The organism is Flavobacterium subsaxonicum WB 4.1-42 = DSM 21790 (assembly GCF_000422725.1).
GTDB classification, from domain to species: domain Bacteria; phylum Bacteroidota; class Bacteroidia; order Flavobacteriales; family Flavobacteriaceae; genus Flavobacterium; species Flavobacterium subsaxonicum.
Window position 1 is genome coordinate 866836 of the sequence record NZ_KE383909.1, and the last position, 22679, is coordinate 889514.

The 22679-nt window shown below is 40.7% G+C and carries 18 protein-coding genes; 4 read left to right on the forward strand and 14 right to left on the reverse strand.

Features of this window, described 5'->3' with window-relative positions:
• Together G509_RS0114280 and G509_RS0114285 are read right to left on the reverse strand one after the other, a co-directional pair.
• Positions 1–2301 carry an oxidoreductase gene (locus G509_RS0114280; RefSeq protein ID WP_026992153.1) on the reverse strand — a complete coding sequence of 767 codons (2301 nt, stop codon included), beginning with the start codon at positions 2299–2301 and terminating at the stop codon, positions 1–3.
• Positions 2302–2306: 5 nt separating this feature from the next.
• Positions 2307–2918, reverse strand: coding sequence for a flavin reductase family protein (locus G509_RS0114285; RefSeq protein WP_026992154.1), 612 nt, complete (start codon positions 2916–2918; stop codon positions 2307–2309).
• 365 nt (positions 2919–3283) lie between these two features.
• Between G509_RS0114285 and G509_RS0114290 the strand changes: the two genes are divergently transcribed.
• Positions 3284–3694 carry a hypothetical protein gene (locus G509_RS0114290; RefSeq protein ID WP_026992155.1) on the forward strand — a complete coding sequence of 137 codons (411 nt, stop codon included), beginning with the start codon at positions 3284–3286 and terminating at the stop codon, positions 3692–3694.
• A 245-nt stretch (positions 3695–3939) separates the two neighbouring features.
• Here the strand turns inward: G509_RS0114290 and G509_RS0114295 are convergent, their stop codons facing one another.
• The 7 genes from G509_RS0114295 to G509_RS0114325 form a co-directional block, all read right to left on the reverse strand.
• Positions 3940–6030, reverse strand: coding sequence for a protein-disulfide reductase DsbD family protein (locus G509_RS0114295; RefSeq protein WP_026992156.1), 2091 nt, complete (start codon positions 6028–6030; stop codon positions 3940–3942).
• Entirely contained in the window at positions 6017–7342 is a 1326-nt protein-coding gene (gene tilS, locus G509_RS0114300; RefSeq protein WP_026992157.1) for a tRNA lysidine(34) synthetase TilS, read from the reverse strand. The genes G509_RS0114295 and tilS overlap by 14 nt, the downstream gene beginning before the upstream one ends.
• A gap of 28 nt (positions 7343–7370) precedes the next feature.
• Positions 7371–8675, reverse strand: coding sequence for an anthranilate synthase component I family protein (locus G509_RS0114305; RefSeq protein WP_026992158.1), 1305 nt, complete (start codon positions 8673–8675; stop codon positions 7371–7373).
• A gap of 54 nt (positions 8676–8729) precedes the next feature.
• Complete coding sequence (locus G509_RS23405; RefSeq protein WP_154657777.1) at positions 8730–8888, reverse strand: hypothetical protein; 159 nt, start codon at positions 8886–8888, stop codon at positions 8730–8732.
• Positions 8889–9046: 158 nt separating this feature from the next.
• The gene (gene lpdA, locus G509_RS0114315; protein WP_026992159.1) at positions 9047–10453 is read right to left on the reverse strand and encodes a dihydrolipoyl dehydrogenase; all 1407 of its coding nucleotides are present in this window, start codon (positions 10451–10453) and stop codon (positions 9047–9049) included.
• Between the two features lie 217 nt (positions 10454–10670).
• Positions 10671–12308, reverse strand: coding sequence for a carboxylesterase/lipase family protein (locus tag G509_RS0114320; protein WP_026992160.1), 1638 nt, complete (start codon positions 12306–12308; stop codon positions 10671–10673).
• A gap of 60 nt (positions 12309–12368) precedes the next feature.
• Positions 12369–12827 (reverse strand): Lrp/AsnC family transcriptional regulator, encoded by a 459-nt coding sequence (locus G509_RS0114325; RefSeq protein ID WP_026992161.1) that lies wholly within the window; start codon positions 12825–12827, stop codon positions 12369–12371.
• 162 nt (positions 12828–12989) lie between these two features.
• Here G509_RS0114325 and G509_RS0114330 point away from each other — a divergent pair, with 162 nt between their 5' ends.
• Positions 12990–14213 carry an aminotransferase class I/II-fold pyridoxal phosphate-dependent enzyme gene (locus G509_RS0114330; protein WP_026992162.1) on the forward strand — a complete coding sequence of 408 codons (1224 nt, stop codon included), beginning with the start codon at positions 12990–12992 and terminating at the stop codon, positions 14211–14213.
• Positions 14214–14299: 86 nt separating this feature from the next.
• On the opposite strand, the gene G509_RS0114335 is transcribed toward G509_RS0114330, so the two are convergent.
• From G509_RS0114335 to G509_RS0114345, 3 genes are all read right to left on the reverse strand, one after another.
• Positions 14300–15268, reverse strand: coding sequence for a transglutaminase family protein (locus G509_RS0114335; RefSeq protein ID WP_026992163.1), 969 nt, complete (start codon positions 15266–15268; stop codon positions 14300–14302).
• Between the two features lie 71 nt (positions 15269–15339).
• A complete protein-coding gene (locus G509_RS0114340) occupies positions 15340–16266 on the reverse strand; it encodes an alpha-E domain-containing protein (RefSeq protein WP_081663318.1) in 927 nt (308 codons plus the stop codon).
• A 20-nt stretch (positions 16267–16286) separates the two neighbouring features.
• On the reverse strand, positions 16287–17732 hold the full coding sequence (locus G509_RS0114345; RefSeq protein WP_026992165.1) for a circularly permuted type 2 ATP-grasp protein: 1446 nt from the start codon (positions 17730–17732) through the stop codon (positions 16287–16289).
• 154 nt (positions 17733–17886) lie between these two features.
• Between G509_RS0114345 and G509_RS0114350 the strand changes: the two genes are divergently transcribed.
• Both G509_RS0114350 and G509_RS0114360 read left to right on the forward strand, forming a co-directional pair.
• Entirely contained in the window at positions 17887–20061 is a 2175-nt protein-coding gene (locus tag G509_RS0114350; RefSeq protein WP_026992166.1) for a S9 family peptidase, read from the forward strand.
• Between the two features lie 706 nt (positions 20062–20767).
• Complete coding sequence (locus G509_RS0114360) at positions 20768–21178, forward strand: hypothetical protein (protein ID WP_026992168.1); 411 nt, start codon at positions 20768–20770, stop codon at positions 21176–21178.
• Between the two features lie 31 nt (positions 21179–21209).
• Here the strand turns inward: G509_RS0114360 and G509_RS0114365 are convergent, their stop codons facing one another.
• Both G509_RS0114365 and G509_RS0114370 read right to left on the reverse strand, forming a co-directional pair.
• Positions 21210–21443 (reverse strand): hypothetical protein, encoded by a 234-nt coding sequence (locus tag G509_RS0114365; RefSeq protein WP_026992169.1) that lies wholly within the window; start codon positions 21441–21443, stop codon positions 21210–21212.
• 10 nt (positions 21444–21453) lie between these two features.
• Entirely contained in the window at positions 21454–22647 is a 1194-nt protein-coding gene (locus tag G509_RS0114370) for a THUMP domain-containing class I SAM-dependent RNA methyltransferase (protein ID WP_026992170.1), read from the reverse strand.
• Positions 22648–22679 lie beyond the last annotated feature (32 nt).

Consider the following 22679-nt stretch of genomic DNA (forward strand, 5'->3'; position numbering starts at 1 on the left):
TTACTTTTTATGCGTTACCGGTTTTAATGCTTTTTTCATACCTTCCATAGCTTTGCGCTGCCCGCCTATGTACGGATACAAGTGTGATACCGCCGATGTGTAGGGTTTTGGTATGCCCAACGAATCAAGATTTTGGGCGTTGTATTGCTCGTAAGCCTGAGCGTTTCTTACAAACGCAGGGTCTAATAATAAAGTTTTGCCCAAGGCTACCAGATCGGCTCGGCCGTTGAGTAATATGGTATTAATCTGGTCGATATCCTGAATGTAGCCTGCCGTTATGGTAGGTATGTGAACGGTATTTCGCACCATATCGCTAAATGGTGTTTGCCACATCCTGCCTACATGGGGTTTTTGATTTTCTACCGTTAACCCTGTAGAAACATTTATAATATCGGCTCCGGCTTGTTTAAAAGCTTCGGCTATGTTAAGTACATCATTGTCGGTTATGCCATTTTCTGCCCAGTCCGATGCTGATATACGCACACTCATTGGTTTTTCCTGCGGAAATACGCCACGCATGGCTTTAAATACCCTTATGGGGAATTTTAGCCTGTTTTTTATGCTTCCGCCAAATTCATCTGTACGGATGTTGGTAAGCGGGGAGAGGAACGATGCCAGTAAAAATCCATGGTGCGCCTGTAATTCAATCATATCAAATCCGGCATCGTGGGCATTTTTAGTGGCTTTTTCAAATTGCGATGTTATCATATCCATATCTTCCAAAGTCATTTCTTTGGGAATACCCATTTTAGAATTGAACGGGAGGGGAGATGCCGACAGCAGCGGCCAGGCATTTTCTATAGGGGTATTGCTGCTTTGCCAGGGCAATTGTACAGCACCCTTTCGGCCGGAATGCCCTATCTGCAATCCTATTTTTGAAGTGCTGTTTGCATGTATAAATTCAGTTATTCGTTTCCAGGCAATAACCTGATCTTTAGACCATATACCCGGGCAGCCTAAAGTTATTCTGCCTGTAGGCGATATAGCGGTGGCTTCGGTTAAAATTAACCCGATGCCGTTTGTAGCACGAGAGCCATAATGCATAAGGTGCCAATCGGTAACCACAGCATCCTGAGCCGAATATTGCTCCATGGGGCTCATAACTATGCGGTTATCAACGGTCATTTCCCGTAAGGTAAACGGTGTAAATGCCGGTGACGTTGTGGTGCCAATCTGATTAAATCCTGCAACTACTTTTTTGGTAAACGATGGGTCGCGAAGGGCAAGGTTCTCTAACGTTACTTTTTTAGAACGCGTCATTACACTAAAAGCAAACGCCATAAAATCGTGCTGAATATGCCTATCCATGTGCTCAAACCATTCGCGTGATACATTGGCGGCGTGTTGTATCATTTCTACGCGGTTGCGGCGCAGTTTTTCGTAATTGTCAAAAACAGCTTTAGTGTCAGTTTGGTATTTTATAACCGAATCGGCCAGTGCAATAGCACATTCCATAGCCAATTTTGTACCCGAACCGATGGAGTAGTGGGCGGTAGCCTTGGCATCGCCTAACAATACTATATTATCTTTATGCCAGGTTTTATTGGTTATGGTAGGAAACTGCCTCCAGTGCGAACGGTTAGAAATCAGGCCATGTCCATCAAGCTCCTCTTTAAAAATTTCAGATAATTTTTGGATGGTATCCTGCTCATCAGTAGTGCTAAATCCTGCTTTATGCCAGGTCTCATCGGTAGTTTCAAATATCCAGGTACTCATGCCTTTTTCGTACTGATAGCTATGTGCTACGAAAGTTCCAAAAGGGGTAGTCCTGAAAAAGTAGGTAAACGAATCCAACGGCCTGGTAGACCCCAACCATACAAAGCGGTTGCTTTGCAGTTGTATATTTGTACCAAAATCTGATGCGAATTTATCGCGCATGCTGCTGTTTATACCGTCGGCAGCCACTATAATATCTGAGTCGCTAAACTGGCTCAGATCGCCTACATTGGCTTCAAAATTAAGTTCGACACCTTCTTCGCGACAGCGCTGTTGTAGTAACTGTAGCAATGTTTTTCTGGAACAACCACAAAATCCGTTGCCTGAAATCCGGACAACTTCTCCATCCCGCGCCACATCCAGTTCATCCCAATAGGCAAACTTGGTCCTTATTAAATCATAAGATTCAGGGTCGCGACTTAAAAATTCCGATAAGGTTTCATCAGAAAAAACCACTCCAAAACCAAAGGAGTCATCGGCTTTATTGCGCTCGTAAACTGCTACATTACAATCAGGCATTGCCTTTTTTAAAAGGATGGAGAAATACAAACCTCCCGGGCCGCCGCCTATTACTGTTACTTTCATTTATATTATATAAAAGGTCTTTTGATTGAAAAAATTTCTCCCAATTTGGCGTAGTTATTACCCGCCAAACGTGCCATAGGCTTATAGGTTTTAAGATTTATGTAGCTATTATCCAGCAATATATCATCGCTTAAATGGAACATAACGATCCTGCCAATAATTATGGTAGCGCCGCCATCTTTATGATCTTCAAGGTTGTAATGATGTACCATTTCGCATTCAAAATGTACAGGACTTTCTTTTACCCTGAAGGGCTTAACTAAAACAGATAGTATTGCCGTAAGCCCGGCATAGTCAAATTCATTACCGTCAGGAGGGAGGTTTACTGATGTTGCATTCATAGCATCAACCAGTTCCTCAGTAGCAAGATTAACCACAAACTGCCCATTTGCCAATACATTATTTAAGGTGTCTTTATTTTTGTTGCCCGTTCTTACAGTAGAGAACATTACATGGGGCGGGTCTTCGCCAACTGCATTAAAAAAAGAGAATGGGGCCAGGTTTGGCACACCGGTATTGCTGATAGTAGATATCCAGCCAATAGGCCGTGGTATAACCGTACCGGTTAAAATTTTGTAAATATCTTTCTGGCTGGTAACCTTTGGGTCAATTTGCATATAGCAATAATATATCTTACAAATAAATGAAAAATAATGATAGAATTGTTAGTTAATCAACATTAAAAAAAAGTTTACACTATAATTTTAATGTTATAAATATCAATAATAAATCTATTCTATTAAACATTCAATAATTATATAAGTATTAATTACTCGAAAAATATGAATAATTATTATCAAATTAATAATTAAAACCATTTATTTTTAAAAGTTGCTTTCTACTAAAATTATAGACGGTTTTTGAAATACTATCTATAATGCGAATATATATAATCAATTTTATCTAAGAATTTTGCTACAAAATTGATTTTAAAATAATTAAGAATTATCTTATATTTACATTTTAAATAATTAAACTAAAAATGAAAAAATTACTACTTGGTGCTTTACTGGCAATCAGTTTTTCTATTACCGCTCAAACTACAGAAAAAGAAGTTCATATCCCGTTAGCTAAATATGATATCTTTAAGCAGATAAAATCTATCAATTCATTTAAGGATTTTAATGACATAACCGAGAATGTTACTGAAGTTTATATGGGTGAAACTTTATTGTATACACGCGCAGAAACCCCGCAGTACATTTTAAAGATAATGGCCGATGGCGAATGGCAATTTGTTTTTAAATCTGAAAAGCGCGAATTTTATTTTAGGTTTCCAAACGGTATGCTTGTTGGTTACGAATTTGTTTACGAAAAAGATGGCTCTATAAAAATGCACATGTTTAAAAATACAAGATTGGTGCACGAAGATCTTGCTAAGCCGGCTAAATAGCTATAATTAGATAAACTGCATTTAATTCGATGCAGTTTATTTATATCTACAATTGAACTATAATATATATTATGTAAAATAGATTGTATTATTTCGGAGGTATATATTTTACTACCTCTTATAATTGTTTAATGAAAAATGGTAATTAGATTCTTATATAACATTACCTTGAAACTTATCAAGACCAATAAACAAAAAAAGCACACTGCTAAACAATGTGCTACTATATAATTTATTCTGAAATACTATTTAAAATTAGCAACGCCATCCTGAAGCCATTTTAGGTACTCCTTAATATCTGGTGTATATGCTACAGGATCGTTCAGGTTTTTTTCGTCTAAGCCCATTAATACATAATATGGCCTGGCGTTAGAGTTATATTTGCCTAACTGGAAATCGCTCCATTTTTTACCTACAGTTGTAATTTTTCTACCGGAATATTTAGAAATAAACTGCTCGTTTTCAGGCAAGTCTATTTGCTCATCTCCATATAGTGAAATTAAAACAACATCATTTTTAAGTATTGTTAATACCTCCGGATCTATCCAAACGCCTTCTTCCATTTTACGGCAATTAACGCAGGCACGGCCTGTAAAATCAAGCAATACAGGTTTATTAACCGTTTTTGCATAAGCCAAACCTTTATCGTAATCTTCAAAGGCTATTATGCCATGCACAGCTACTTCTGCGCCATCAGGTAGTTTTTCAGTAGATGCTACCGGTGCACCGCCCGATCCTCCAAAACCAAATGGCGACTCGCTATAGTTTAACGGTGGTGTAATTCCGCTTAATAATTTTAATGGAGCACCCCATAATCCGGGAACTAAGTATACTGTAAAAGCAAATGCCAATACGCCAAGCAGCATCCTTCCTACTGATAAAAACGGCACAGGCGAATCGTGAGGCATAGAGAATTTACCAAATAAATACAAAGCCAGTACTGCAAAAATAGCGATCCAGATACCTAAAAATACTTCTCTTTCAAGATAATGCAGTTGCAAAACTAAGTCGGCGTTCGATAAAAATTTGAAAGCCAGGGCTAATTCTATAAAACCAAATACAACCTTAACCGTGTTTAACCACCCACCCGATTTTGGCAGGTTAGCCATTAAACTTGGGAATAATGCAAATACCATAAATGGCATTGCAAGGCCTAAACCAAAGCCAAACATGGCAAGGCTAACCAAAGTTGCTCCACCGTCTGACGATAATACGGTACCAAACACTAACCCTAAAGCCGGGCCTGTACAAGAAAATGATACAATTATAAGCGTAAGCGCCATAAAAAATATACCCGCTAAACCACCAAGATTTGAAGCATTATCGGCTTTATTAGCAAGGCTGCTTGGTATCGTGATTTCGAAAGCACCAAAGAATGATACAGCAAATATTACAAACACTAAAAAGAAAAAGACATTTAGATAAACATTGGTAGATATATCGGCAAAAATATTACCATCTACCCCCTCAAAAATATGGAATGGCAGCGATAACAATACATATATAGCAATGATACAGATACCGTAGAATACAGCGTTAAATTTACCCTTAGCTTTACTTGTGTTCTGTTTGATAAAGAAACTAACAGTCATGGGTATCATAGGGAACACACATGGTGTAAACGTAACAAAAATACCGGCTAATAATGTACCTAAAAATATGTTAAATGGGCTGGTTTCACTTTCATCATCTTTATCGCTTTTAGCAGATTTTGTAGTGGTATCAGCTACTTTAGTAGTATCGGCAGATTGTGTAGGTAATTCGGTTGCTTGTTCTGTAGCTTGTACAGTAACAGTATCGCTTACTGCCGGAACAGCACTCACAGCATCTTTTTTAGGAGCTGCGGCAACAGCCACAGCTTCAAAATTTTTAACCTCTTTAGATTTAAGGGTTTTAGTGTTGAATTCGAACAGGTTACTGCCCTGTATACAAACCTCTTTACAAACCTGGTAGGCTAATTCGACCTGAATAACCTCGTTAGCGGCATTGGTTATTTTTATAGTTTGCCTTAACTGCGCGTTGTGGCTCCAAAAGGTTTCGGTAACGCCAAATGTATCGTTAAAAGCTTTCTCGGTCTTGCTTTCGGCAGCTTTACCTACCGGTGTATAATTGCCTTTATTGTTATTGAAAATAACTTCTAGAGGTATGGCACCGTTCTCATCGCTAAATTGCGAATACATGTGCCAGTTATCTTCTATGGTTGCATTAAAAACCAGTATATATTCGGTGGCCGATTTCTTTTCTATTTTAGATGTCCATTTTACAGGTTCTTTAACCTGTGCCTGGGCAACAAAAAAAGCGAATAGTAAAAAGAATAGTGTGCTAAGCTTTTTCATTGTTATAAAACTCTATTTTTAAAATTTGTGTTGTGTTTTCGTTGGTTTTAAAACGATTATCAGCCCTGCGGCCAATAACCCAAATAATTTGATTTTCCGAACATAAAAGCCAGGTATTTTCTTTTTCGCTTAACGACATTTTCTCGTCTTTAAAGTACTTTGAAACCTTTTTTTTAAGCCCGTTCATTCCAAGGGGGTAAAAATAATCACCTTCCTGCCATTTACGAACAAATAACGGAAATTTTATTAACTCATTATTAACAAAAATTACATTTTTTGTTGAAATTTCGTCAATTGCTTCAACTATTTGTAACTTTAACCCTATCGGATTAGTAGTTTGTTGCATATTTTGTGCAATTTCGTAAACTTCCTTGTTACCCTTAAAAAGTGGTTCCAGTATTAGCACTTCCCTATCTTTCAGCAACCTGAAACCTGCGGAAAGCACATATTTACCCGGCTGTGCTTCTGTAAGGTTGTAAATATCATCCCAGGCTGTAAATCCAAACGGACTTAGCCACTGATACAAATATGCTTTGTAATTGGGTAACCTTTTTAACTGGGCAATGTTGATGTGCTTCTGCCCTTCCCTTTCTGCTACCACTTCTTTGTAAACCAGTATTGCAGCATCCTGAATCAAAGACTGTGCCTGTTGCAGGTAATTTATAGTTTGAGTAAAAGAATCGGTAAAAGCCGGGTTAAGCGATTTTAAAATGGGCACTACATCATGGCGCAGTTTGTTGCGCAGGTATTTATCTGATGCATTGCTGCTGTCTTCGCGCCAGGTTATGTTATTTTCTTTGGCGTATGCTTCAATCTCGTTGCGTGTAAAAGGCAGTAGCGGGCGCACTACCTTATCGTTTTGTTGTGGTATACCGGTTAGGCCTTCCAGCCCTGTACCCCGTGTAAAATTAATAAGGAAAGTTTCTATAGAATCATCTAAATGATGTGCCGTTAATAGGTAATCTAATTGGTTTTGCTCAAGTAGCTCATTAAACCAAAGGTAGCGTAATTGCCTTGCTGCTATTTGAATGGATACTTTATTATCAGTAGCAAAAGCCTTTGTATTAAAGTTAGTTACAAAAATATGGATATTGTTTTTCTTAGCAAAATCCCTTATAAAGGCTTCATCGCCATCACTCTCTTCTCCCCTTAAATTAAAGTTGCAGTGAGCTATATAAATATCAAGCTGAAGCTGCTTTAACAAGTAGACTAAAACCACACTATCTATGCCTCCGCTTACTGCAAGCAGTAGCTTTTTATCTTTTAAAAGAGCAAGGTTTTGAGATAAATGATTTTGTAATTTCGAAAGCATTTGCAAAGGTAAGAATTTTTAAGATACGTTACCCCTCCAATACGCTGCGCATGGCGCGTGCTTTTAGCAGGCATTCGTCATATTCTTTTTCCGGGATTGCCTGCGCGGTTATGGCACTGCCCACAGAAAAAGACACATAATTTTTATCCTGATTGTAAAGTATACTGCGAATAACAACATTAAAGTCGAAATCGCCATCAGGGGTAAAATAACCTACTGCCCCACTGTAAAGGCCACGGCGGGTTTCTTCCAGATTTTCGATAATTTGCATAGCCGATATTTTTGGCGCGCCCGTCATGCTCCCCATCGGGAAGGTTGTCCTGATAATATCAACAGGGCTATATTCTGGATTTACAGTAGATACAACTGTTGAAATCAAATGATGTACCTGCTTAAAGCTATAAGCCGCACAAAGTTCGTCTACGTGAACCGAATTCTTTTCAGCAGTACGCGATAAATCGTTACGTACAAGGTCTACAATCATTATATTTTCAGATCGTTCTTTGTCGTTGACTAATAACTCTTGCTTTAGAGCCAGGTCTTCCGCCTCGTCGGCACTGCGTCTTGCTGTACCTTTAATAGGCTGCGATATAACTTTGCTTCCCTCCTTTTTTAAATAACGCTCTGGCGAAGCCGACAATAAATACTGCTTGTTATTTTTTAAATAAGTAGCAAAAGGAGGCTCAGATATGGCATTCAGCTTTTCGAATTTTTCAAGCGGGTCTATAGCAGCATCCTCAGCATAAAATTCCATGCAAAAATTGGCTTCATAAATATCGCCGCGATAAATATGCTCCAGCATTTTACCGGCTTTTTCTAAATAGCTTTCTTTAGAGATTCTTTGCTGTATGGTTACTGGTTGCTGGTTGCTGGTTATTGGTTGATGGTTATTGGTTGCTGGTTGTTGGTTGATTTCGATAAAGTCTGAATCTAACTCGTCATCGCACATATTTAAATAGCGCAATTCAAGCTGATTATCTTTAAGGAAAAAAATCTTTTTTGGCTGAAAGAAAAACAAATCAGGAAAGCCCAAACCATCAAAATTAGATGACTGAATGGCTTCGGTATCGTTTTTTAGATCGTAAGATAAATACCCAAACAACCAGTCTTTAGTAGTTTGCTGATAGGTATTAAGCTCATCAAAAGCGTTGTGATAATCTGTTTGGATAGATGTTAGCGCATCTACAGCCAGTACAGCATCGTACGACGTGTAATTTTGATGGTAGTTATTGCTGTCTAAAAATACCACCTCTCTAAACTGTTGCGCCCATTGCAGCAACTGGCGTTTAAATTGAGCGGGATCTTGTATTGTATGAATTGCAGAAGTTCTCAAGCAAAATAATTTGAAAGACCAAAAATACTAAGAATATAGTGTCTTTAAAACAATTTACTTTTCCTTTTTAGGGGTGTCTTCGGTTTTTTTATCTAAAGCAGCTTTTTCGCTTTCTGCTTTATTTACATATTTTTTCAACGTATCATAAAATCCCTGGTCGGCATTAGAATTTCCAAAATCAGGAAATTCATTCTTTGTGTCAGAAATACTCATAGTTAATTTTGTGTTTATCACAAATATAGGTATTATATAGCGGCATTACTGATTTTATTGCTTCAAAATGAATAATTAATAAACTATACCGTTGTAATACAACAAAACCCACTCTTTTCAGAATGGGTTTTGCCTGTATGTGGATAACAAATATTCTATTAAATATGTATCGACCTGTTTTCGGTAGCGGCAAGGGCAGCTTCTTTAACAGCCTCGGCATAGGTTGGGTGTGCGTGAGACGATCTTGCAATATCTTCGGCGCTGGCTTTAAATTCCATTGCAATAACAGCCTCAGCAATAAGGTCGGCAGTACGGGCACCAATCATGTGGATACCTAAAACCTCGTCGGTCTTGGCATCGGCAAGAATTTTCACAAAACCATCGGTATCCATACTTGCACGGCTACGGCCAAGCGCTTTGAAAGGAAAGCTACCGGTTTTATACTCAACACCCGCTTCTTTAAGCTGCTCCTCTGTTTTACCAACAGCAGCAACCTCAGGCCATGTATAAACAACACCCGGTATAAGGTTGTAATCTATATGTGGTTTTTGACCTGCAATAGTTTCGGCAGCAAAAACACCTTCTTCTTCAGCTTTGTGGGCAAGCATAGCACCACGAACCACATCGCCGATAGCGTAAATGTTTGGAACGCTTGTTTGTAAATGCTCGTTAACCTCAATAATACCTCTTTCAGATATTTTAACGCCGGCTTTATCAGCATTAAGGCCTTCGGTAAATGGCCTGCGCCCTACCGATACCAATGCATAATCGCCATCAAGCGTAATAGTTTCGCCTTTAGCGTTTTCTGCCTGCACCTGAACATCGGCACCATTACGCTCAACCGATTTTACTTTGTGAGACGTGTAGAATTTCATGCCCTGTTTTTTAAGAACTTTGGTAAGCTCTTTACTAAGGCCTGCATCCATACCCGGAATAATACGGTCTAAGTACTCAACCACAGATACCTGTGCACCAAGGCGAAGGTAAACCTGGCCCAACTCTAAGCCTATTACACCACCACCAATAACTATAAGGTGCTTAGGAACTTCTTTAAGTTTAAGCGCCTCTGTAGAAGTGATTATTTTTTCTTTGTCTATTTTTATAAAAGGCAGCGACGATGGTTTAGAACCTGTTGCTATAATGGTATTTTTAGCTTCTATGGTTTCGGTAGTACCATCATTTTTTGTAACCACAATATGGGTAGCATCTTCAAATGAGCCAACACCTTCAAAAACAGTAATTTTGTTTTTGTCCATAAGGTATTTAATACCGCTAACATTTTGGTCTACCACACCTTGTTTGCGGGCAATCATTTGCTCAAAATTTAATTTGATCTCGCCTTCAATATCAATACCGTGTGTTTTAAAGTTTGAGTGGGCATCATGGTAATGGTGAGACGAATCCAGCAATGCTTTACTTGGTATACAGCCTACGTTAAGGCAGGTACCGCCAAGGGTTGGATATTTTTCTATAATTGCGGTGTTAAAACCCAATTGCGACGCCCTGATGGCTGCCACATATCCGCCCGGGCCAGAACCTATAACGACTACGTCAAATGAACTCATAGTATTTGTATTTGTATGGTTTAAATTTTGTAACGCAAATTTAGGCAATATCATTTATATGAAGCCAAATTAAAAGAGTTTTTTGTAGCAGTATTCAGTCACTCTTACCGCAAAGAGTATCACGGTTTTTATAAAATAAAATGCCACGAATTATACAATTTACACCAATCTAAATTTTGTGCAAATTGTATAATTCGTGGCAATAAAAACAGCTAATTTATTTTTTAGCCATATAGATCTTATCTAAAAACAAATAACGTGCCCTGTACTGCTCTTTTGCCGCTTTGCTTTGCACGTTGATATCCATAACAGTCATATCGCCATCTGCTTTGCTTACCGGCCAGTCAGGCAGTTTTTTACCATTAGGGTTGCCGGTTTTTATAAAGTTGGCAAAATAATCTTCGTTAAGTTCAGATACCTTATAATCATCAGCCGTCCAACCAAAAGCAGTGTTGCTTGCAAGGTTGCCCAAAGCATACTCAATGTCCGATGCGTGCGATGCCCCTGTTAGAGCCTCCGGCATAGCATTTTCGTCTTTCTTAGCACCATCGCCTTTAACAATACCGCCGGCAAGGCCCGGTTTGGCATCGCCCATTTCGCTTTTCATAGCCGGCCTTGCCCTTGAAAACTGATACACATAAACAGGCTGTTTGGCTGTTTTACGGTATAAATCAACCCATTTCCAGGTGCTGTACACTATAAAATTATCGCTGGCTAAGGCTGTGGCCGATTTTATAACTTCATCCTGCGTAGTGCCCGGATATAACTTTAAAACTTCATCGGCTTTATCATTATACGTTTCTTTTACACGCTTGGCGTAATTTTCCGGACTTGGAAACTGCCCATGCATAAATGCCTGGTACGGAATTTCGGTCGACGTCCACCCCGCCAGTAGCGGCACTTTAGCCTGCTCGCCTGCCGCAAAAGTTTCTGACGGAAGTTTAGTTAAAAAGTAGCCATCTACCACCGCTTTTGTGTTAAAAGCTCCCGGTTTGGCGGCTTCTTCCAACAACTGTTCTGCAGGAATGGCTCGCAATGCCGCCAGCGATCCTGCTTTTACTTTTTCGGTAAAGGCCGCACCCTGTTTTTCGTTTTCCGCAAGCGGAATTGCATCTAATGTTGGGTTTATCATAGCACCACTCTCGCCAATGGCACCTGCAATTAAATTTTTAGACAATGGCGATGCCATCTGTGCCGATACCGATATAGATCCGGCCGACTCTCCGGCTATGGTAATCTTATCTGGGTCGCCGCCAAAGGCAGCAATATTTTTCTTAACCCAAAGCAGGGCGGCATACTGGTCTAACAAACCATAATTGCCCGATGCATGGTTGGGAGACTCTTTGGTAAGCTCCGGGTGCGAAAAGAACCCAAAAATGCCTAACCTATAGTTTAGCGTAACAGTTACAATGCCTTTTTCGGCAAGGCTTTCGCCATCATAACGGCGCTCGCTGCCATCTCCGGCAACATAGCCTCCTCCATAAAAATAGACCAGTACCGGCAGTTTTTCTGAAGGTTTTTTAGCGGGTGTCCATACATTAAGGTACAGGCAGTCTTCGCTCATTTTTGGCGAACGAAACATCATATCGCCAAACACCGGCTTTTGCATACCGTTATTGCCAAAAGAAGTTGCCTTGCGCACACCTGTCCAGTTTTTGGGTGGTTGCGGGGCAGTCCATCGTAACTCCCCTACCGGTGGCTGTGCAAACGGAATGCCTTTAAAACTTTGCACCCCTGATTTTTCGGCAGTACCTTCTAACGTTCCCTGCTCCACTTTTATTTGCGGGGCTTTTTGTGCCGGTACCGGCAGTGCTAATTGCAGCAGTAATGCCAGCACTAAATATTTTTTAGTCATACTATATCGTTTTTTAGATTGTATCAAATATAAGAAAGAAAAACATTTCTCATTGCTTAATTACAGTACAATGATGTTGGTGTTTTTAACCTCGCCAATCATAAAGGTACTGTGCGTACTGCCAATATGTTGCAACGTAGTAAGCTTGGTTACCATAAATTCGCGGTACTCTTCCATATTGGCTACATATATTTTTAAGATATAATCGTAATCGCCGCTTACGTGGTAGCACTCTAAAACCTCGTCGAGCTTTACAACCTGTTGCTCAAATTTGGTAAGGTATTCTTTAGTATGCTGAATAAGCTTTAGGTGGCAAAACACCACAAAGCCCTTATTTACTTTATTGCGGTCTACCAGGGCAACATACTTGCTCACTATGCCTTCGCGTTCCAGTTTTTTAACGCGCTCGTACACGGCCGTAACCGAAAGGTTAAGTTTTACCGAAAGTTCTTTAGTGGTCCTGGTGCTGTCTTCCTGTAAAAGATAAAGCAGTTTTCTGTCGGTTATATCGGGTATCATCTGAAAAATTTTCTTTTATCGTAAAATTTAGAGGTTAGTTTTAAAATTTAAATCTACCATAATTCAAATTTATAGATTTAAAATCTTAATAATTAGTTTATGCTTGATTTTTTATTTAGTAAACCGTCAATTTGACTTGTAATTAATCACACAACAAACTATATGAAAATTTTTAACCCTGCCGATAATATACAAGACCTGCAATATTTTGGCGAATTTGGAGGTGTAAATCCGTCAATATCCGATTCGTCTACTTATACCTTTCTTTCTGCCAAAACAATGTTCGATACTTTTGAGGGCAATGCCGAAGGCTGCTATTTGTATTCGCGCCATTCGTCGCCCAGTAACTTATACCTTAGCCAGGCACTTGCCGCTATGGAAGGTACCGAGGCTGCCAACGTGGCGGCATCGGGTATGGGGGCTATTACCACTACCCTTTTACAATTGTGTAAGGCAGGCGACCATATAGTATCGAGCAGAACGATTTACGGAGGAACTTATGCTTTTATGAAGAACTTTTTGCCCAACCTTGGCATCACCACTTCTTTTATAGACAGCACCAAACACGAACTGATTAAGGCCGCCATTACCCCCAATACCAAAGTACTATATTGCGAAACAGTTAGTAATCCGTTGTTAGAGGTGACCGATATTGCCGCGCTTGCTAAAATTGCTAAAAAACATAACCTGAAGCTGGTGGTAGATAATACGTTCTCTCCGCTGTCTGTCGCGCCGGCAAAACTGGGTGCCGATGTGGTTATACACAGCTTAACCAAATATATTAACGGCAGCAGCGATACCGTTGGCGGTGTTACCTGCAGTACGCGCGAGTTTATAGATGCTACTAAAAATGTAAATAATGGTGCCGCTATGCTATTGGGCCCTACTATGGATAGCCTTCGCGCGGCCAGCGTTATGAAAAACCTGCGTACGCTGCATATTCGTATGAAACAGCACAGTGCCAACGCGTTGTATCTGGCAGAACGTTTTGAAAGGGACGGACTTATAACGGTTTACCCCGGGCTTGCAAGCCACCCAAGCCATGAATTGTATAAAAATATGATAAACCCAGAATATGGTTTTGGCGGAATGATGACTATTGATGTGGGCAGCCTTGATAAAGCTAATGAGCTAATGGAATTAATGCAGCACCGCAATTTGGGTTACCTGGCCGTGAGCCTTGGTTTTTATAAAACACTGTTTAGTGCCCCGGGAACATCAACATCGAGTGAGATACCTTTAGATGAACAAAAGGCAATGGGCCTTACTGATGGACTGATACGTTTTTCTATAGGTTTGGATAATGATATAGAGCGTACTTACCAGATGATGAAAGCCTGCATGACAGAACTGGGAATTTTTAAGGAAGTAATGTCTGAGTTTTAGAATTTGATTATATGTTGAAATCCGCTCTAAGCATTAGCCATGAGCGGATTTTTTTATTTTCTGAAAAACTGCGACTGCGACTAAAACTACTGCTGCTGCTGCTGTTGTTGCATATCCAGAAACCTTTGGTAGGAGTTTAAAGGAGTTGTAACCTCTGTGGGGGCTTCGGCAACATAGGCAGGCTCAATGGGTTCGGCATCTTCAAAAACACCTTTTTCGTTGCTTATGGTTACCGATACCGTTAACTTATGGTTGGATGTGCCTTTATACGTACCCTTTACCGGAGTACAATCGGAAAAATTACGGCCGTACGCAATTTTAATATGGCGGTCGCTAACCCAGCAATTATTGGTTGGGTCTATGCCAAACCACCCATAATCAGGGATAAAAGCCTCTACCCAGGCATGGGTAGCGCCTTCGCCGCGCAGCTCGTGGTTAACCGGGCAAATGTAGCCGCTAATGTAGCGCGACGGTACGTTAACCGTGCGGAGCATTTCTAACAACAGGTGGGCAAAATCCTGGCAAACACCGGCTTTAAGTTCCCAAACCTCGTCAATTTTAGTTTCTACGTTAGTAACCCCTTGTTTATAGGTAAAATTGGTGTAAATATATTCGGCTAATTTAGATACGGTTTCAAAAACCGATGCATCTGCCGCTACTGCTTTAACAGCCGCTTCAACCTCGTTACGGTACTTATAATTATCGGGTTTAGAGAAATCAAGGTACTCAAAGGTATCTTTAATATCGTTTATAACCTGCCATTCTTCGGCAGGAAAAGCCGTAGGCTGCGGAAAGTTTACCGGGTGCGTTACCACCTCCAGTTCGGCCACGATTTCGAGCTCGCTGTGGGGTTCTACAATAGTAAAAACACCCGTGGCATTGCCCAGGTAATCTGTAAAATAATCTATGGGTACATTAGGATTAATAGTAATCTTAATATCGCGTATTTCTTGGTATTCAGAGCTTTCCGGTTTAAGGACGATCTGGTTCGCGCTGTCGGTAACAGGCGTAGGATACTGGTAGCGGGTAACGTGTTTTACGTGATATAACGGCATGTTATCTATTAGTTTTATGCGGGTCAAATATCATACTTTTACGGCTCATAATTACTTTATTTGATAACAATTTAATAAGCTACCTTAAAATAATGGCGGTCAAAAGCCTGTACAATTTCGTGTATGCCGCTTTCCAGCTGGGTTAAGAATTCTAAACGCGAATTGGTATCGGGTTCCGGCTTGTTGTATTTTAAATAAGCAATTGTTTTGCCCAGCAAAAATTCAATACTGTCTTTTTGCTCTTCCAGATTGCTCTTTTTTAAGCTTTTTGTAAACGATGCCGTCTGGTACAATGAGTAAGCCACCGAGTTAGGAAAATGGTCTTCGTACAAAATCTGGTTGTACATAGACTCTACGTTAAAAGAACCGGCATTAGCCCGAAGGTAATACTCATAGCCGCTAAGCGAAATAAGCAGGTACCGCCAGCTAACCGGGTCGGCCTGCTCAGGGCGCGAAATGTCAGATATCATCAACTGCCTTTTAAGCAGCAAAATACATTGCAGGGCACGCTCTATAAAGCCGCCAATGCGCAAAAAGTAAAAACCCTCGCCCCTAAACATAGAATTGTCTACCGTGCCGTAGTAGTGCATGCACTGCTTTATAAACTGGTCAAAAACCGTTATGGGGTCGTGGTTGGCAATCTGTGCCTTAAGCGCCGGGTTGCGCATTTGGTGGTAAAAGTCGTTAAGCGACTGCCACAGCTCTTTGGTAATATGGTCTTGCGCGCTACGGGCATTTTCGCGGGCACGCAAAATATTATTGCTAAGCGAATATTCTAAATTATTATCAAAAAATATGTTTTGCAGTATCTCGCTGTCGCCGGTACATGCCGCCGACTTTTGCCCCGGGTTGTACTCTTTATAAATAGTTTCCCAGCTAATAACGGGCACGCCATCCTGCGAGGCTATGTACAGGGTTTGTAAATTCCGGAGGTGGATGTTGGTGCGCTCCATATAACGGCTCATCCAAAAAATATTCTCGGCTACTCTACTCAGCATTTAGTTTAGTGTGTTTGGTATTAATCTATAATCCAGGTGTCTTTACTGCCCCCACCCTGCGATGAGTTTACTACAATAGAGCCTTCTTTAAGGGCCACGCGTGTAAGTCCGCCCGGTACAATATCTATCCCATCAGGGCCATAGAGCGCATACGGGCGGAGGTCGACCCGGCGGGGTTGCAGCTTGCCATCTATATAACAAGGTGCAGTAGAAAGCTTAATAATAGGCTGTGCAATAAACTGGCGCGGCTCTTTATTAATCTCGTCTATAAAAGTGGCAATTTCTTCGTCGGTAGCGCAATCGCCAATAAGCATGCCGTAGCCGCCGCTCTCGTTGGTACGCTTAATAACCATATCGCGAATATTTTCTATAGCATATTTGCGCTCGTCCTGGTTTTCCATTTTATAGGTAGGCACGCTTTTAAGAATAGGCTCTTCGTTAAGGTAATAGCGAATCATATCGGGCACATAAGAATACACCGCCTTATCATCGGCCACGCCATTGCCCATTGCGTTTACAATGGCCACGTTGCCTTTGCGGTACGCATGATAAATTCCGGGTACACCCAAAACACTATCGGGCCTAAACACAAGCGGGTCTATAAATTCGTCATCCACCCTTCTGTATATAACGTCTACCTTTTTAAGGCCTTTGGTGGTTTTCATGTACACTTTATGGTTTTGCACCACAAGGTCCCTGCCCTCTACCAGCTCAATACCCATAAGGCGGGCCAGTGTAGTATGCTCAAAATAAGCGGAGTTGTATATGCCGGGGGTAAGCAGGACCACGGTTGGGCGGCTGCTCTTTTCGTTACCCAGGGCTAACAGGTTCTTAACAAGCAGTTCGGGATACTCTTTAACCTGGCGTACCTTATTTTCCGGCAGTATGTTAGGGAAGATACGATAGCTCATGTTCCTGTTTTCGAGCATATAGCTTACGCCCGATGGAGTGCGAAGGTTGTCTTCCAACACATAATACGAACCATCGTGATCGCGAATAAGGTCGATACCGCTAATATGCGAGTAAATATCAAAAGGCACATCTACATTAACCATTTCGCGCAAATAGTTGGGGCACGAGTAAATTAACGATGCCGGTATAATACCGTCTTTAATAATAAATTGCTGGTGGTACACATCTTTTAAAAAGATATTAAGGGCTTTAAGGCGCTGCTTGATGCCTTTTTCGATATAATCCCATTCGGATGCCTCAATAATACGCGGAATCATATCAAACGGAAATATCTTCTCGATACCCTCGCCGCTGCTGTAAACGGTAAAGGTAATACCTTGTGTCATAAACAGTTTTTGGGCCAGTTCGTTCTTAGAGTCCACTTCGGCATCTTTAAGCCCGGTAAACGACGAGATAAACTTGGCATAGTGGTCGCGTACTTTGCCGGGAGCCATCATCTCATCAAAAACTCCCTGTAACATATTATAATCGCCTAAAATGGATTTTTGTTTCATATACTGAGGCTAATTAACATTTGTGTTGTGCTATTTTTGTAAATATAGGGTTTTACTTAAATATATTAATGTGTTTTACATTAAAAAGCTATTATTTTTTAAACGGTTTACTTTCAATACTTTTAATTAAATTCGCCCTTTAAACAAACACATAATGAGAAAACTTTTATGGCTGTTCCTCTTAACCGGGGCGGCTGCAACGGCACAAAAAAACCTTACAATACAAGAAGCTACCTTTGGACAGTACCAAAATTTTGCTGTAAAAAGCCTTGCCGCACCACAATGGAGGCCAGATACCCACGTCTTAACCTATCTTGACGCTACCTACCAAAATCTTATGGCGCGCAGTGAAGATGGGCAGTGGGCAGAATCGGTATTACTCACTAAAGAAGAACTGGCATCGGCTTTAAAAAGCAAATTTTCGGGCGATACCTTTGCCCTTAGAATGTTCCCTGCAGGTTATTCGTGGAAAGATAAAAACACCTTATTGTTAGAAGTTGCGGGTGCTAATGGTACTTATCTTGTTGAATTTGATGCCGCTACTAAAACTGTAAAAAGTGCCGTAAAAATAAGCGCGGATGCTGCTAACCAAGTGCTTTCGGCTAACGGAAATGCAGCTGCATGGCTTAAGGAAAACAACATTGTTATTTCTAAAGATGGTAAAGACACTAATGTTACAACCGATACCGATAAAGGTATTGTAAACGGCAGCGATTACACCCACCGCCAGGAGTTTGGTATTGATAAAGGTATGTGGTGGAGCCCTAACAGCGATAAACTGCTTTACTACCGTAAAGATGAGACTATGGTGGCCGATTTTCCGCTTATACAGTGGGGAGAGCGCATTGCTGCCGCCAAAGATATTAAGTACCCAATGGCCGGTATGAAAAGCGAAGAGGTTACGCTTTTGGTGTATGATGTGGCTACCGGCAATAAAACAACCTTAAAAACCGATGGCCCTAAAGAGCAGTTTTTAACCTGCGTTACATGGTCGCCCGATGGTAAGCAAATTTATGTTGGTGTGCTTAACCGAGAGCAGAACCATTTAAAACTAAACAAGTATGATGCTGCTACGGGCAGCCTTATAAAGACGTTGTTTGAAGAGAAAGCCGCGACCTATGTAGAGCCGCTGCATGTATTAACTTTTATTCCGGGTAACAACAGCCAGTTTTTATACCGTACCGAAAAAGAGGGTTACGAGCAGCTATACCTTTATAATACCGATGGTAAAGAGCTTAAAAAACTGGGTTTTAAAGATGTGGTTGTAACCGAATTGCTTGGTTTTGATACTGCCGCTAAAAATGTGTTTTATATGGGTACGGCCAACAATGGTCTGGACCGACAGTTGTATAAAACCGACCTGAAATCGGGTAAAACGGTGCAGGTAACAACAACATCGGGCACGCATAACGCTGTTGTTAGTACCGATGGTGCTTTGGTTTTAGATAGCTTTAGCAATACTTCAACGCCTAATGATGTAAATATTATTAACCTGAAGAACAATAAGGCCACTAACCTTTTTAAGGCAGAAAACCCATACACCGGTAAAACAGACCTGCCTAAAATGGAGCTGGTTACCCTTACAAGTGCCGATGGCAAAACCCCGCTTAACGGCAGGATTATCTATCCGGCTAACTTTGATGCTGCAAAGAAATATCCTGTAATTGTGTATGTATATGGAGGTCCGCATGCACAGTTAGTTACTAATAAATGGCTGGGCGGTGCCAATTTGTTCGATTATTACCTGGCACAACAGGGCTATGTGGTATATACGATGGATAACCGCGGCAGCGATGCCCGTGGACGCGATTTTGAACACGTAATACACCGCAACCTGGGCGTTAACGAAATGGCCGACCAGATGAAGGGTGTCGAGTTCCTGAAAGCTAAACCTTTTGTAGATGCTAATAAAATTGGTGTAAGCGGCTGGAGCTTTGGTGGTTTTATGGCAACATCGTTAATGTTAGACCAGGCCGATACTTTTAAAGTTGGCGTTGCCGGCGGCCCGGTATGCGACTGGAAATACTACGAAGTTATGTATGGCGAACGCTATATGGATACCCCGCAGGAAAACCCTGAAGGCTATGATAAGAACAATGTTATTAAAAAGGCAGCTAAATTACAGGGCAGGCTTTTAGTAATACATGGTGCGCAGGATAACGTGGTAGTGCAACAGCACAGTATGGAGTTTATTAACTCATGCATTACAGCCGGCAAGCAGGTAGACTACTTTTTATACCCTACGCACGAGCACAACGTGAGAGGTAAAGACAGGATTCACCTGAACCAAAAAATTGCCGAATATTTTGATACCTATTTAAAGAAATAATACATTTGTAACAGCGCCTCAGGGCGCTGTTTTTATAAACATACCATTGGATACAATAACTAAAAAAGAAGCGAAAAACTTAAAAAAACGCACAGTAGCTTTAAGCAAAAGGCTGAACCTGTATATGTATATTGCAATTGTGCTGTATGTTTGTAACTACCTGATTTACATAAAACATCCGCACCTTTTTGCTAATTACAATACAGCTATTGGAGGCATTTTATTTTTATGTTTATATATAGATTACAGGCTACTGCAAATAAATAACTTGTACCTGCAAAGTTTACTTATGTCGGTTGCTATTCTTGCACAGGCTTTTTTGTTGCACACTAAATTTAACAATCCAGGCAATTTTGCATCGTTGCTATTTGGTGCCAGCGTACCTTTCTTATTCCTTGTGCTTCAAAAAATATTAAGGTCTGTATTTATACTGCTACTAAAAAGAGAACCTTTTATTGAAAAGCGTACGCGTTTTCAGGATAAGATCTATCAGATAATTTTACTTTTGGGGCCTTTTATTTTAGCAATAGTATTTGCAGCCTACGCAAGCCGTTATTACTTCAAATAACATTGAAACCAAAGTCCGAAAGTGAAATATTAAGGTGTTTTTGCGTCAATTTACAGCACAAAACACGTTATGGGTTAGTTAAGGTTTGAGCATCCTACCCTATTTTTTTATTACATTTGATGCAATAAATCTGCATACATGGCCTACCTGCTCCTGATACTCTTATTTGCCCTGCCCCTGTTATTGTTCCTTAAAACTCAGGGCGCTTTTAGTGGCTTTACATTGCTTAAATTTATTAAGGCAATAAACAGGGCTACAGTAGTTTACCTGTTTTTTGCACTGGGTTTTGCATTTTTAATAGCCTACCTGGAAACCTACGTATACCTTGAGGCTAAAGAAACCGCAATGACCGATACCGCAATGACGTTAAGCACTGATTTTATGACAGTTCTGCTATTGGGTGTGCTTCCGCTGGTAGTATTGTTTGCTATTGTAAGGGTTTTGTTTGGTAAAAAGCTTCGCCCAAAACCGGTACCCGAAAGCAAAATTAGCTCAGAACCCCTTGATATTGAGAAAAATACAGGGCATAAAAAATCGGATAAGATCTAAACCTTACCCGATCAATTTTATTTGAAATATGTTATTTTATCTCTCTGGGGCCTTTAATAAAAAGCCATTTCATAAATATTTTTTCTTCGCCTAAATACTTAGCTGCCTGAAATTTAGGTGCTAATATAGTTGTGGCTACTGCTGCGGTAACGGGTATCCACCAGCCGGTAAGGTTAGTAAATTTGCCTATTAAAAAATACAGCAACAGGTATATTGGTGCAAAACCAAGAAAATTATATAATAATGCTTTAGTAGACTTGCTCATTTTGTGATACTTAGTAATTATCCGGGTATTTATCAGGGTCTCCCTCTCCCGTCTGAAATTTAGTACGTTTACTGCCTTCATACATTTCGTACTTAACCAAACGTGCCTCCAGCTTACCGTTAAACAACTTTATTTTACGCGATGGCTTTAAGCCAACATACTTTAACGCATCTAAATTAGCCGTTATAAACCAGGCGTTTGTACCCGGGTAGCCTTGTTTAAGGGTGTCGCCAATTTCGCGGTAAAAGCGCTCTAAATCAACATCTAACCTTTCGCCGTATGGCGGGTTAAATACCATGTGCAGTGGGCCGCGGGTTTCCTTCTCGGTAGTAAAAAAGTCTTCCTGCTGTATGGTTACGTACTCGTCCAGATTGGCGTTTTTAATATTGTCTTTAGCCTTCATTACAGCCGATGGCGCTTTGTCATACCCTTTTATGGTGTAATGAAACTCACGCACCTTTTTAAGCAGCGACTCCATTATGGTGTCAAACAGGTCGTTATCCCAGTCGTTCCACTTTTCAAAAGCAAACTCCTTACGGTTAAGGTTGGCGGGTATGTTGCAGGCAATCATGGCAGCTTCGGCCACAATGGTACCACTACCACACATTGGGTCCAGGAAATCGCCCTGGCCATCCCAGCCCGATAATAATAGCATACCGGCAGCAAGCACCTCGTTAATAGGCGCTATATTGGTAGCCGTTTTATAACCACGCTGGTGCAGCGAGTTACCCGACGTATCGAGCGCTACAGACACCTGGTCATCATAAATATGTATGTTTACCCTAAGATCCGGAAAATCTTTATCCACATCAGGGCGTTTGCCAAAACGGTCGCGAAACTGGTCTACAATAGCATCCTTAGTTTTTAGCGCCACAAACTGCGAGTGGTTAAAATAGTCTGAGTGCAGGGTAACATCTACCACAAAACTCTGGTTAGAATTTAAGTACTGGCTCCAGTCTATACCCATAATGCCTTTGTACAGGGCGTTGTCGTTAGCGGCCCTAAACCCATAAATTGGCTTAAGTATCTTAAGGGCAGTACGCAGGGCAAGATTGGCTTTGTACATAAAACCCTTATCGCCTTTAAAGCTAACCATCCTTACGCCTTGTTCAACATCCTGTGCACCCAGCATTTGCAGCTCTTTGGCCAGTATCTCTTCAAAACCAAAAAAGGTTTTGGCAATCATTTTAAAATTATTTTCCATCAATCGGTTTCAATTTCACGGCAAAAATAAGC

Excerpts from the sequence above, each read along its gene's own strand:
- G509_RS0114295 (WP_026992156.1), bottom strand. The coding sequence starts at position 6,030 with ATGAAAAAGCTTAGCACACTATTCTTTTTACTATTCGCTTTTTTTGTT.
- G509_RS0114370 (WP_026992170.1), bottom strand. The coding sequence starts at position 22,647 with ATGGAAAATAATTTTAAAATGATTGCCAAAACCTTTTTTGGTTTTGAA.
- G509_RS0114320 (WP_026992160.1), bottom strand. The coding sequence starts at position 12,308 with ATGACTAAAAAATATTTAGTGCTGGCATTACTGCTGCAATTAGCACTG.
- G509_RS0114280 (WP_026992153.1), bottom strand. The coding sequence starts at position 2,301 with ATGAAAGTAACAGTAATAGGCGGCGGCCCGGGAGGTTTGTATTTCTCC.
- G509_RS0114290 (WP_026992155.1), top strand. The coding sequence starts at position 3,284 with ATGAAAAAATTACTACTTGGTGCTTTACTGGCAATCAGTTTTTCTATT.
- G509_RS0114360 (WP_026992168.1), top strand. The coding sequence starts at position 20,768 with ATGGCCTACCTGCTCCTGATACTCTTATTTGCCCTGCCCCTGTTATTG.
- G509_RS0114350 (WP_026992166.1), top strand. The coding sequence starts at position 17,887 with ATGAGAAAACTTTTATGGCTGTTCCTCTTAACCGGGGCGGCTGCAACG.
- G509_RS0114345 (WP_026992165.1), bottom strand. The coding sequence starts at position 17,732 with ATGAAACAAAAATCCATTTTAGGCGATTATAATATGTTACAGGGAGTT.
- G509_RS0114340 (WP_081663318.1), bottom strand. The coding sequence starts at position 16,266 with ATGCTGAGTAGAGTAGCCGAGAATATTTTTTGGATGAGCCGTTATATG.
- G509_RS0114335 (WP_026992163.1), bottom strand. The coding sequence starts at position 15,268 with ATGCCGTTATATCACGTAAAACACGTTACCCGCTACCAGTATCCTACG.
- G509_RS0114325 (WP_026992161.1), bottom strand. The coding sequence starts at position 12,827 with ATGATACCCGATATAACCGACAGAAAACTGCTTTATCTTTTACAGGAA.
- G509_RS0114365 (WP_026992169.1), bottom strand. The coding sequence starts at position 21,443 with ATGAGCAAGTCTACTAAAGCATTATTATATAATTTTCTTGGTTTTGCA.
- G509_RS0114285 (WP_026992154.1), bottom strand. The coding sequence starts at position 2,918 with ATGCAAATTGACCCAAAGGTTACCAGCCAGAAAGATATTTACAAAATT.
- lpdA (WP_026992159.1), bottom strand. The coding sequence starts at position 10,453 with ATGAGTTCATTTGACGTAGTCGTTATAGGTTCTGGCCCGGGCGGATAT.
- tilS (WP_026992157.1), bottom strand. The coding sequence starts at position 7,342 with ATGCTTTCGAAATTACAAAATCATTTATCTCAAAACCTTGCTCTTTTA.
- G509_RS0114330 (WP_026992162.1), top strand. The coding sequence starts at position 12,990 with ATGAAAATTTTTAACCCTGCCGATAATATACAAGACCTGCAATATTTT.
- G509_RS23405 (WP_154657777.1), bottom strand. The coding sequence starts at position 8,888 with ATGAGTATTTCTGACACAAAGAATGAATTTCCTGATTTTGGAAATTCT.